The following is a 12,401-nucleotide window of genomic DNA, read 5'->3' as shown; positions in this document are numbered from 1 at the left end:
AATTTGTCATCCGATATAGAGGACTTATTAAAGTATTATAGCCTAATTTTAATCGTTTTTCAAGGCCACTGACCCTCACTTTTCTAGAAAGGCGGGGTTGACTTTTTCTTATTTTCTGCTAATATATAATCTATATGTCATTTACTAACCCCAATTTATCGCCCATTATAAAAGAATACCTGGAACACTACGCTGAAATAACCAGCCCTAAGCCATCTTCCGAGCTTATAGCCAAGATTCATGTTGACGAAATAGCCAGCCGAATTGCTGGCTTTTATAATAATGTCAGAAATATTATCGAATATCGCGAAGAGCACCTGTTGCGCAAGGGCATTATTGAGCGCACTTTAAAGCGCTATTTAACGCTAGTTCAAAGAGGGCAAAACATTGCCGAACCATTTTTAAAAGAGATCATCCGCTCCGGCCATTTGCCCAACAACGCTATTCCCGAAGCGCGTATTAAAGATTTACAAAAAATCATCGACAAATATGTTTTTTTAATGCAACGACTAACGCTTAACCACGTAGCTAATCGCCAAAACCTTAAACAATGGCTGCTTAAGAATTGCTCTTGCGAAATCGAAGAAAAAATAGATCCGCCGCTAAAAGACAACCTTTCCGCTAATTTAATGTATCAAATCATAAAAAGTCGCCTAGTTATTCAGGGCGCGCAACTTTCTGAAGAAGATAAAAATATCGAAATCTTCATTAATATACAAAAGTCTCTCCTACGAGCCGATGAAACCCAGCTTAATTATCGCCTTTTAAAATTCTTATACCCGAGCTGGAGCGACTTAAGTAGTGAAAATATGCTCATGGCGGCCGACATTATCCCAACCTTACACCAAAAGATTAAAAAATATCTTAAAAATCCGTTAGGAAAATATTTTTCTGTTATTTGCAACCAATACAACACTATTTTTTATTTAATCGGCGATATTGTTTTTACTAAAGATAAAAATATTACCGACCCAGGCGCTATTTTCGATAATCCCGAGCTGCTCGACAAGGCCATCAAGGGCGCATATCGCAAAAGATTTGAAAAAGCTAGAAGTAAATTGGGGCGATTAGCTTTTTTAAGTATCGTCTCTTTTTTCTTATCAAAAATAATCATCGCCCTCCTAATCGAAGTTCCGCTAGATAAATATTTAATCCATACTTTTTCCGTGCCTAATACCATTGTCAGCATCCTTTTCCCGCCGTTTTTAATGATGTTAATAGTGGCCGCGGCACGAATGCCTTCAGAAAAAAATCTTAAGCTAGTCATTGAAGAATCGCAGTCAGTCGTTTATCAGAATAAGGCAAAAAAATATCTTTTAAGGGTTCCACCGCCCAAATCATGGTTCGGCGAAACGTCGGTCCAAATTTTTTATCTTATTAGTTTCTTTATTTCTTTTGGGCTATTAACCTTGGCTCTTTTGTCTTTAAAATTTAGCGTGGCCAGCTCTGTTATCTTTTTATTCTTTACTTCATTGGTCGCTGTAACGGGCGTAAAAATCCACAATCGCGCTCGTGAATTAAGCTTAGAACAAGAAGGGGCTAGCTTTTCTTCATTCCTTATTGATATTTTTTCTATGCCGTTAGTCACCGTTGGTCGATGGGCGGCCTACGGTTTAACAAAAATCAATGTATTGGTTTTAGTCTTGGATCTAGCTATTGAAACTCCCTTTCAGATGTTTATAACCTTTTTGGAAAACCTGCGCGGATTTATAAAACATAAAAAAGAAGAAATCTACTAACTTCTTCTTTCAAAAAAATTTAAGCTTCTTGATTAGGGTCAATTTCTAAACGTTGCCAATCGGGCAACTTTTGTTTTTGTGGAATCTTTTGCCACTTAAAATACCCCGCCAAGGCAATCATTAGGGCATTATCGGTACAAAATTCAATTGGCGGCACAAAAAAATTAATCCTAGCTGCCAAATCGTTGATACCTGCGGCTAGTTGTTGTCTTAATTCTTTATTGGCCGCCACGCCACCGGCTAAAATAACTGAATGAGCGCCGAAAACTTGCGTTGCGCGAATGGCTTTTGCCACCAAAACGTCAATCGCCGCTTGCTGAATTTCTTGGCAAAAATTATTGACAAAAGACTTATTTTTAATAAACGGCTTATTTTTTTTATTATTTAAAAAATATAAGACGGCCGTTTTTAGCCCAGAAAAACTAAAATCAAAATTTTGACTCTGTAACATTGGGCGAGGTAATAACCCGGTTAGAACGTTATTTTTATCAGCCCGCACAGCTCGCCGAGAAATAACCGGACCGCCCGGATAACCGAGATTTAAAAGTTTCGCTGTTTTGTCAAAATATTCACCAGCGGCATCATCAAGGGTTTGTCCTAATTTTTTAAAGCTATACCAATCTTTCATTAAAAATAGTTCTGTATGACCGCCGGAAACGATAAGCGCTACGGCTGGAAATATTTTTTTATTAACTAATTTTTCTTTCCCAAGAAAATAATTGACCAAAGCCGCATAAATATGGCCTCGCAAATGATTGACACCGATCAACGGTTTAGCCAATAAGTAAGACAGGCTTTTGGCCGTTTCTACTCCAACCAAAAGAGAAGTAACCAGTCCTGGACCATTGGTCACGCTGATTAAATCAATATTAGAAAATCTTAATTTGGCCCGAGATATGGCCTGAGACAAAACAAGCGGCATCTGTTCAATGTGGGCGCGCGCTGCCACCTCCGGTACCACTCCGCCAAATTGTTGATGAATTTTTATTTGCGAAGAAACGAGATTAATCAAAATTTTTAATCTCGTTTTTTCTTTTTGCCCGCGCAGCTCAACGATAGATGCGGCGGTTTCGTCACATGACGTTTCAACGGCTAGAATCTTCATGCCAAAATTATTAAAAAATTAAGAACGAAAGTTCGTAAATTTTTTCCATAATTTTGAGCATCCCGTGAGCCGACCTCGGTCGGCTTTTACGGGATAGCCTTAATTATGGTATCTAGATTCATGACTTATTCCAATAAACGCAATTACTTGGTATGTCTCGATATTTTATTAATTAATTCTTCAACATCCGCCGCCCTATCTTCGGTTGTGTCTAAACAAAATTTAATCTGCGGAACAAAATGCATTGTTAATTTTTTGTTTAACATTTTTTGAAAATATGGCGCACGCTTTTTTAATAAACTTAAAACTTGACCAGATTTTTTAAAAGGAAAAACGCTAATCCAAACATTAGCTTCATCTATTTTATTATTAATTTCCACGGCGCTAATCGTAACCAGCGACCCAACTGGAAATTCTAATTCTTTGCAAAAAGACTGACCCAACTCTTGTTGAATTAAAGAACCGACTCTTTCTGTGCGAAATTTAGACATACCCAGTAACAACAACTTCACTAAAGATGCCAAACATTATTGGTACGATAGTGTTTTAATCGTTTAGCTAAAAACCTTCGACCATCCGTGGTTTTTAGATATTTTTCTCTTTGTTTGGCATCTTCTTGGTGAAGTGATGCCTCAAAGTAGATTAATTTTAATGGCAATCTGCCCTTGGTAGCAAAACTTTCTCCTTTCCAGTGTTCTTGAAGTCGTTTTTTTAAATTGTTGGTATAACCTATATAGTTATGGTCGTCTTTGGGACTATAGAGCACGTAAGTATAGAAGAACACTGGTGAAGTTTTGTTATTGGGCATATTTATTTTAAACTATAACCATTAAAAGAAGAATAATCATTACGCGCATTCCATAGGATCCACCCTAGGCCACCGCCTTCATCAGTCGCCCTAATCTGCTCCTTAATCATAGCCAAATTATAAGTCGCCCCCAAGTCAAAGGCCTGTAACCAAGGGCGCACATATGGATGATTGGCCTTGGGGTCAGCGCGCATTGTTTCAAAAGTAATTCTAGATTTATTTAAACTGCGATAAACCACGTCATAAGGATGATCGGCCGGATTAGAAAAATTTTCAAAACCGCTGGGATAATGCGATGGATAAACCATTGGACAAATATAATCAAAATAAGGCATAGCATTGGCTAACGATTGGCCAATATTCATATCACTTCCATCTTCTAAGTGCCACAGGGTTAATCCGAATAGATCAATCGAACGCGGACCATATTTTTTTAATTCGTCGTATTGTTTGGCAAAAAATTGTTTAATAACTTCAGCTTTAGTGTTCTGTTTATCCCAAACCGGATACTTAATTAAACTAATATCGCCGTCCGAGGGAAAACGAATATAATCAAAGTTTATTTCATCAAATCCGTTATCATAAGCTTCTCTGGCAATATCTAAATTATATTGCCAAACGTCAGGCGAGGCCGGATCAACCCAAGCTAAATTTCTCCGATCGCGCCAAATCTTCCCAGTGTTAACGTTTTTTAACGCCCACTCTGGTTTGCTTTCCGCTAGAACCGTATCCTGAAACATCGACAAACGAGCGATTAAATAAAATCCTTGTCCGTGTAATTTATCGGTTAATTCTCTAAGAACACTAATGCGCACTTGCTTGGTATTAAGGTGGTTAACCAGCGGTACACGACTGTCATAGGCCACATTCCCTGAAGAATCTTTTAGATCAATAACTAGAGAATTTATTTGATTATTTCTAGCTAGCTCTAGGGTTTTATCTAATAATTTGGGCGTGGCGGCAGTCCAAGACGACAAATAAATACCGCGCACATAAAATGGTTGTTCGCGATAGAATTTTTTCGGCGTTTCATTGTTTGTAAGTAAATATTTGTGCTGAACAAAAACGGTAAAAATCCATAGACCGCACAAAAGAATCGGCAATAAAATAAAAATAATAATAAAATATCGCTTTAAGATGAAACGCGTTTTCTTGGATTTCATTTTATTGTTTTCAATCATTAACTTATACTAACAAAAAAAACGCCTTGAGGCAAGGGTGTTTTTTTTGAAAAATAAATTGTTTTGTAGTAATTATCGCACGGCCAAAATGGATTTTTTATATGATTCCAAATTTTCCAAGGCGATACCGGTGCCTTTGGCTACGCATAAATTCGGCTCGTCAGCAACATAAGCCGGCACGCCTGTTGCCTGGGTTAATAATTTATCAATGCAACGCAACAGCGAACTGCCGCCAGCCAAAACCATACCCTTATCCATGACGTCAGCGGCCAATTCCGGAGGCGTTTCAAATAAAACTGACTTAACCGCAGAAATTATCATATTCAATTCATCTTGAATGGCCTCAACTACGTCGTTGGAAGAAACCGTAACGATGCGCGGTAAACCGCTAATCATGTCACGACCGCGAATATCAATGGTTAATTTTTTATCCGGATACATGGCCGCGCCAACCTTGGTTTTTATTTCCTCGGCTGTTCGCTCTCCCACGGCTAAGTTGTATTTTTTTCTAATATATTCGGTGATGGCTGCGTCAAATTTATTACCAGCCACGCGTACTGAAGTGCAGGCCACGACTCCGCCCAAAGAAATAACCGCGATCTCTGAGGTGCCACCGCCCATATCAATAATCATGTGCCCAGAAGCCGAACCAATCGGAATATTGGCGCCAATAGCCGCAGCAATCGGTTCTTTAATAATATAAGCAGCTTTAGCGCCGGCAGCTAGGGTTGCATCAATGACCGCTCTTTTTTCGGTTGAACTAATGCCGCCCGGCACAGCCACCATAACTTCGGGCCTGAAAAAATGAAAATTACCAATAGCTTTATTAATATAATAACGCAACATTGATTCTGTGGTACGGTAATCGGCAATCACGCCATCACGCATCGGTTTTCTAGCAATAATCGTATCTGGCGTGCGGCCAATCATTTCTTTAGCTTCATTGCCCACTGCTAAGACCGTTTTATCAAGAGCCGAAATCGCCACAACTGACGGTTCATTTAACACAATCCCCCGGCCCGGTAAAAATACCAAGGTCGTCGCCGTCCCTAGGTCAATGCCGATTTTTTTGACGAAAAGCATTTAAGCCTGCAAATTACTAATTAACTCTAAGTACTAATGAATTAATTTTAGAATCTTCGGCGAGGTCGATCTGAATGACTATGTCCGCCTCTTCCGCCGCGGCCCATTGGCTTTCTGGCTGGCTTTGGCCGAGGAACATAATCAGGTTCTTTAGCAGCACGAATTGATAGATTAACTCTGCCCATTGAATCAACTTCAATAACTTTAACTGGCACAACGTCTCCTTCTTTCAAAAAGTCGGAAGGGTGCTCAACGTGGTGCGGCGCCATTTCTGAAACATGGACCATGCCTTCATGGCCAGGCACGAGTTCAACAAAAGCGCCGAAATCCATAATTCTCGTCACCTTACCCTCAAACGTCTCTCCAACCTGAATTTCACGCACAATGTTTTTGACCATTTCTTCCGCCTTTTTTAATCCTTCGTTATTCTCTGAAGTAATGGCCACCAAACCGTCTTGTTCAATATCAATAGTCGCGCCCGTCTTAGCGATAATGTCATTAATAACTCGGCCGCCCGGACCAACCACTTCACGAATTTTATCAGGATTAATCTTGAAAGAAATAATCTTAGGCGCGTAAAGAGAAACCTCTGCTCGCGGCGCGGGTAAAATAGAAACTATTAAATCTAAAATTTGATTTCTGCCCTTTTTAGCGCGATCAAGGGATTCTTTAATAATATCGAAATTAAGTCCCGGGGTTTTGGTGTCCATCTGAACAGCAGTAATTCCGTCACGAGTACCAATCACTTTGAAGTCCATACCGCCCGGACCATCTTCGAGGTCTTGTAAATCGGTAAAAGTTTTATATTTAACGATTTCATTATTTTTAACTTCGCAAGCTAAACCAATTGCCACGCCAACCACTGGCTTTTTCATTGGCACGCCCGCATCCATTAAAGCTAAACACGAAGCGCAACTTGAAGCCATAGACGAAGAACCATTGGAAGACATTACTTCCGAAACCACGCGAATCGTATAAGCAAAAGTGTCTTCTTTGGGAATCATGGGGTAAAGCCCGCGTTCGGCTAAAGCACCATGTCCAGTCTCTCGCCGACCGGTTGCGCGCATTGAACCAGTTTCACCAACCGAAAATGGAGGAAAATTATAATGATGCATAAAACGCTTAGTACCGCTTTCTTCCATGGTATCTAGGGTTTGTTCCATGCCTGGCGATCCCAAAGTTACAATTGATAGAACTTGGGTCTCGCCGCGCTGAAACAAGGCTGAACCGTGCACGCGCGGTAAAAATCCGGCTGTGGCCGACAATGGCCTAATTTCATCTATTTTACGACCATCAATTCTCTTTTCTTGCTCTAAAATGGCTCGACTGACTTCGCGATAAACCAGGCCGTGGATATAACTAGCGGCCTTGGAACGAGTCTCTTCGTCGATGCCTCTTTGCGCTAAAAATTCATCCAAAGATTTTTCTAACTCATCTTTGGCGGCGCTACGATCAGCTTTGGTTTTTAAAGTTTGCTTAAATAAATATTTTTGCGCATTATCGCGAATGAAATCATCGGCCAAAGTTTTATATTCATCTTTGACTTTGTTAAGTGCTTCGAGTAAGGCAACGTTTTTCTGTTTGCCAACTTTCTTAATAATCTCATTAAAAAAGTTAAGCAATACCTGAAAATGATCGTTGGCAAATTTCATCGCTTTAAACATTGTTTCTTCGTCAACTTCCTGCGCACCAGCTTCAATCATCACGATTTTGTCCGGCGAACCGGAAACGATCAAGTCCAAATTATTATTTTTTATATTCGCATTGATTGGATTAATGGCAAACTGCTCACCACATTCTGGTTGGCCCAATCCTATTCTCATGCCAGCAATCGGACCTTGCCAAGGAATGTCGGAAATCGACAAGGCCAAAATCGAAGCGCACAAAGCGACCATGTCCGGGCTATTTTCTTGGTCAAAAGCCAAAACTGTATTGATTAACTGCACATCGCGGCGCATTTCTTGATTAAAAAGAGGCCGCAAGCTGCGGTCAATTAAGCGACCGGTTAAAATAGCTTCATCGGTCGGTTTAGTTTCGCGTTTAATAAAACGAGAACCTTTTATTTTACCTGCGGCATAAAATTTTTCTTCATACTCCACGGTTAAGGGGAAGAAATCGGTATCTCTGTCTTCTGTTCCCATTGTTGCAGTCGCGAGGACCACTGTTTCACCATACTGGACCGTGCAAGCACCATTGGCTTGTCCAGCTAATTCGCCGGTAGTGACAATTAATTTTCGTCCGGCAAACTCTGTTTCAAACTTCATAAGTTTACAATTAATAATTAATTTATTTCTCTTGTTTTTTATCTGGTTGATTTGAATAAAAATTTTCTTTTATTTTTACTCAAATCCAAGAATTCATCAGCTGCCTCAATTAGTCTGGATGAAGTCGTCTCGCTAAAAGCGATGACTTCCACTCGACAGCCCTTGTTTTCTTGCAAGTAATTTAAAAGCGGCACATAATCACCGTCGCCGCTAACCAAAACTATCACGTCTAATTTATCGGCTAACTTTATTGCGTCAATGGCAATACCCACGTCCCAATCGGCTTTCTTCATACCTCCAGCAAAGATTTGCAAATCCTTCATTTTTACTTCAAATCCCTGGCGATCCAGGGCTCCGAAAAAGGTCTGTTCTTCTTGGCTTTTAGAGCGGATAACGTAAGCGATAGCGCGGATTAATTGCCTTTCGGCTAGGGCTGTTTCTAAGATTTTAGCAAAGTTAACATTCGCCCGAAATAAATTTTTAGCCGAATGATACATGTTAGCCACGTCAATAAAAACGCCAACACGTTGATGAGGATATTTCATATAATTTTAAAATTGCGGAAGTGCTTAAGCCGTTTTAATCTTTTTGACAATTTTTTCGTAACTCTTCGGGTCGTTGTGCTGTAGATATTTTAAAAGCTTACGTCGGTGAGCAACCTTGCGCAATAAACCTCGGCGAGAAGAAAAATCTTGTTTATTTTTTTTGAGATGATCGGTTAATTGACTAATTTCTTTTGTCAAAAGACCTATCTGAACCTCTACCGAACCAGTATCCTGGTCTTTCTTCTGAAAATTTTTAATCACGGCCTTTTTAATTTCTTTTTTCTTATTCATAGTTTAAAAATTGTGTAGATAACGACTTATTAAGTATATCTCATTGTAGCAGGTAAAAATAAAACGTCAAGTGCCAAGGTGAAAATCATGTGAAAGGCCCTAAAAAATGGAGAAGCGGGGCCAGGATATACCTGGCCCCGCTTGAAATCGACTAGGCTGTGCAGCCACGAGGCGATCACGGGGAGTTGGCGCCTTCACGGGCAGTTTGATCTCGCTTTCTTCGCCCATCAAGCCTAACTAGTCGGAGCGCCTCCGGAAACGACCTCGAAGTGATCAGGTCGACAATCGTTCGCTCGGCCGCCACGGTCATAGGCAACGTCGAAGGTGCCAATTTTTTCGTTGATATGTATGGCCCTTCCTGTCGAACCGACGGGATGTCTACTGTGGCGCCGACTGCTGTCGACGACCTTCTTGACTCGCGTTCCGTTGACTATGCCTTGGCCATTCGCGGCCTTAACGTGCTTTTGCGCCATTAACAATCCTCCTTAATAGGTTTTCGTTATTATTAATTTATAATATTTTCTCCAAAATGTCAAATTTTAAAGTAAATTTTAGTGTCGCAAAATCTTGACAGGTAGTTTCTATAATTTACAATATAAATATGAATACTTTACAACAACTTATTAATGAATTTTTAGAACATCTAGAAATTGAAAAAGGGCGCAGTCAATTAACGATTCGCAACTATGGCTTTTATTTAAAAGATTTTTTGGCGTGGACAAAAATTAGCCAACCCGCTCAAATTACGCCGGCCCTGATCAGACAGTATCGCCTATTTTTGGCTCGTAAGCAAAATCCGCGCGGCGGCACACTTGTTTCTTCTACGCAAAATTATTATTTAATAGCTATCCGAACTTTCCTAAAATATTTAGCCAAGCGCGACATTACCACCATGGCACCGGAGAAAATAGAATTGGCTAAAATTCCCGAACGACAAATCGCCTTTTTAGAAGGTGAAGATTTGGAAAAATTAATTAAAGCTCCCTTTGAAATTAAACAAGACGACGTTATTAAACTGCGCGATAAGGCCATTTTAGAGCTATTATTTTCAGCCGGTTTGCGGGTCTCGGAATTAACCTCGCTTAAAAAAGACGATATTAATTTAAGAAAAGAAGAATTTTCTATCCGCGGTAAAGGAAATAAATGGCGAGTGGTTTTTCTCTCTAACCAAGCTAAATATTGGCTAAAAAAATATTTGGAGGCCAGAACCGATCTAGATCCCTCCCTTTTTGTCCGCCACGACCGCGGCCAGCATGAGGCGGAAAAATCCCAACCAGAAAATCGATTAACTCCGCGTAGCGTTCAGCGTTTGGTAAAAAAATATGCCAAAATAGTCGGCATTACCAAAAAAATAACCACTCATACCTTGCGCCATAGCTTTGCTACCGATCTCTTAACCGGCGGGGCTGATTTACGCGCCGTGCAAGAATTATTGGGACACAAAAATATTACCACCACCCAAGTTTACACCCATGTCACCAACAAAAGATTAAAAGAAGTTTACCAGGCCTTTCATGATAAAAAAAGAAACGAGAAATAAAATTATGATATTCAAAAATAAAAAAGCCTCTTTCACTCTTGTTGAACTTATTGTTGTGGTTGCCATTATCGGTCTTTTGGCGGGTATCGCTGTGGCAGCCTTCAATAACGCCAGGGTTAAAGCCAGAGACGTCAGACGCATAGCTGACATCAGTCAAATCACCAAAGCCCTAGAGCTATCTTTTTCTTTTAATGATTCCTACCCCAATTCTTTGGGTACGGTCTGTCTTTCGGTGTGTATGGACGTTTCTCCTCCCAGTTGGTGTTCCACTCTTTTAACTCAAATGTCCAATATTCCTAATGACCCTTTGCCCACCCAACAATGCTATCTATATAATTCAGATGGCACTAATTTCAGAATAGCTACTACTCTAGAGTCCTCTTCTAATCAAGCTCTAGCCCAAAATGACGGCGGTAATTATGCTCAATATTTTGAATCTTCAAGCAGCCCGGGCCTTATTTCTTTATCACGAAATAAATATGCTTCTGCTGTTGGAGGTAATTGGTCGAGCGATGACGGAGCTTGGGTCACTGAATCAGGAGGATCTACCATAACCACGCATCCCGTTCAAGGAGATACGGCAATTCTGGACGTTAATTCTGGCAACATTACCGTAGACACAGCCTCTGTTACTACTGACATTGATGCCACTGGCTACACGCACACCTTAGCCTTAGATGCTGGTCTTACTGTTTATGGTAATCTTAAATTTGTAGCCGGTATGACCTTTACCCCCAACACCCAAACCGTTACTTTTGCTGCCACTACCACAGGAAAAACTATTACTACCGGGGGAAAAACATTTTCTAGTGTTACCTGGAATGGCAACGGCGGAGAATGGACGTTGCAGGATCATTTTCTGCAAAATAGGGTCATCGCCTTTACCTCAGGAACACTTATTTTTAATGGGAAATCATATATTAATGGAAGCTATGGTAATCCTATTACTTTAGGTAGTGGTTTTACGCTTAATGTAGGAGCTGGACGATTTATTTGTGCTAATGCCGCTAGTCTTACTGTTCCAACAGGAGCGACTATAACCATTTCTACTGGAATGATAGACATTATAAACCTTACTGTTTCGGGCACAGGAACCTTCACCGCTACCAATACGGCTAATATTATTTTGTGGGGAAATTTAGATATTACCAGTTCAAATTTTGATGCTGGGTTGTCAACAATATACCAAAAATATAGTACAACAACTCGTTCACTTTCTTCGACACAATCATTGTATAATTATACAGTTGGGACTGGTAGTGGGTCAGATTATAATATTTCGATTGTTTTACAATCTAATTTAACCATACTCAATGATTTTGCTATTCAGTATGTGGCGGGTAAAATACGTTCTTTTGACGCCGGTTCATACACTATTAATATCGGTGGAAATTTCACTAACGACGATACTTTTACTGCCGGCACCTCCACGGTTAATTTTAACGACGCCACCAAAATCTCAACTATTGGCGATACATCAAATACTACTTTTAACAATCTTACCTCAACCACTCCCGACAAGACCATTAAGTTTAAAGCAGAATCTACTACTACGGTTACCTCTTTGTCTTTGACTGGCTCCAGTGGCCATTTAATTACCATGGACACTGACACTGGGGCGAGTACGTTTAATCTATCTGATAGTGCTGGCACTAATACTCTTTATTACACCTCTATCACCCGAAGCGCTGCGGCTGGCGGAGCCACCTGGAATGCGCTTATCTCTGATGGCAACGCGAATGGCGGAAGTAATAGCGGTTGGAATTTCTAAAAATATTTTATTCAGCCATTAAATAATAATTGACTTTTTCTGAATTTTTGCTAAAATTTTATAATAATTTGTTA

The 12,401-nt window shown here is 40.1% G+C and carries 12 protein-coding genes; 4 read left to right on the top strand and 8 right to left on the bottom strand.

The features are described from left to right. The first annotated feature begins 134 nt into the window (after positions 1-134). Positions 135-1,739, top strand: coding sequence for a hypothetical protein (locus PHV78_01830; protein ID MDD5395970.1), 1,605 nt, complete (start codon positions 135-137; stop codon positions 1,737-1,739). A gap of 19 nt (positions 1,740-1,758) precedes the next feature. Here the strand turns inward: PHV78_01830 and tsaD are convergent, their stop codons facing one another. The 8 genes from tsaD to rpsO form a co-directional block, all read right to left on the bottom strand. Beyond that, positions 1,759-2,844, bottom strand: a complete 1,086-nt coding sequence (tsaD, locus tag PHV78_01825; GenBank protein ID MDD5395969.1) for a tRNA (adenosine(37)-N6)-threonylcarbamoyltransferase complex transferase subunit TsaD — start codon at positions 2,842-2,844, stop codon at positions 1,759-1,761. Between the two features lie 143 nt (positions 2,845-2,987). Next, positions 2,988-3,335, bottom strand: coding sequence for a 30S ribosome-binding factor RbfA (rbfA, locus tag PHV78_01820; protein ID MDD5395968.1), 348 nt, complete (start codon positions 3,333-3,335; stop codon positions 2,988-2,990). A gap of 20 nt (positions 3,336-3,355) precedes the next feature. Continuing rightward, entirely contained in the window at positions 3,356-3,652 is a 297-nt protein-coding gene (locus PHV78_01815) for a GIY-YIG nuclease family protein (GenBank protein ID MDD5395967.1), read from the bottom strand. Between the two features lie 2 nt (positions 3,653-3,654). Next, complete coding sequence (locus tag PHV78_01810) at positions 3,655-4,815, bottom strand: putative glycoside hydrolase (GenBank protein MDD5395966.1); 1,161 nt, start codon at positions 4,813-4,815, stop codon at positions 3,655-3,657. 90 nt (positions 4,816-4,905) lie between these two features. Next, positions 4,906-5,916, bottom strand: coding sequence for a rod shape-determining protein (locus tag PHV78_01805; GenBank protein ID MDD5395965.1), 1,011 nt, complete (start codon positions 5,914-5,916; stop codon positions 4,906-4,908). 47 nt (positions 5,917-5,963) lie between these two features. Further along, positions 5,964-8,180: a polyribonucleotide nucleotidyltransferase gene (locus PHV78_01800; GenBank protein MDD5395964.1), complete on the bottom strand. Its 2,217-nt coding sequence runs from the start codon at positions 8,178-8,180 to the stop codon at positions 5,964-5,966. 38 nt (positions 8,181-8,218) lie between these two features. Beyond that, the gene (locus PHV78_01795) at positions 8,219-8,725 is read right to left on the bottom strand and encodes an NYN domain-containing protein (GenBank protein ID MDD5395963.1); all 507 of its coding nucleotides are present in this window, start codon (positions 8,723-8,725) and stop codon (positions 8,219-8,221) included. A gap of 24 nt (positions 8,726-8,749) precedes the next feature. After that, on the bottom strand, positions 8,750-9,016 hold the full coding sequence (rpsO, locus tag PHV78_01790; protein ID MDD5395962.1) for a 30S ribosomal protein S15: 267 nt from the start codon (positions 9,014-9,016) through the stop codon (positions 8,750-8,752). 269 nt (positions 9,017-9,285) lie between these two features. On the opposite strand from rpsO, the gene PHV78_01785 reads away from it, so the two are divergent. The 3 genes from PHV78_01785 (at position 9,286) to PHV78_01775 (ending at position 12,327) form a co-directional block, all read left to right on the top strand. Further along, the gene (locus PHV78_01785; GenBank protein MDD5395961.1) at positions 9,286-9,492 is read left to right on the top strand and encodes a hypothetical protein; all 207 of its coding nucleotides are present in this window, start codon (positions 9,286-9,288) and stop codon (positions 9,490-9,492) included. 125 nt (positions 9,493-9,617) lie between these two features. Then, positions 9,618-10,556, top strand: a complete 939-nt coding sequence (locus PHV78_01780; GenBank protein ID MDD5395960.1) for a tyrosine-type recombinase/integrase — start codon at positions 9,618-9,620, stop codon at positions 10,554-10,556. After that, complete coding sequence (locus PHV78_01775; protein ID MDD5395959.1) at positions 10,531-12,327, top strand: prepilin-type N-terminal cleavage/methylation domain-containing protein; 1,797 nt, start codon at positions 10,531-10,533, stop codon at positions 12,325-12,327. Before PHV78_01780 ends, PHV78_01775 begins: the two co-directional genes overlap by 26 nt. Positions 12,328-12,401 lie beyond the last annotated feature (74 nt).

The organism is Patescibacteria group bacterium, from assembly GCA_028715115.1.
In the GTDB taxonomy this organism is placed as follows: domain Bacteria; phylum Patescibacteriota; class Patescibacteriia; order UBA2591; family UBA4787; genus JAQUSN01.
This window is presented reverse-complemented; position numbering and strand designations above follow the sequence as displayed.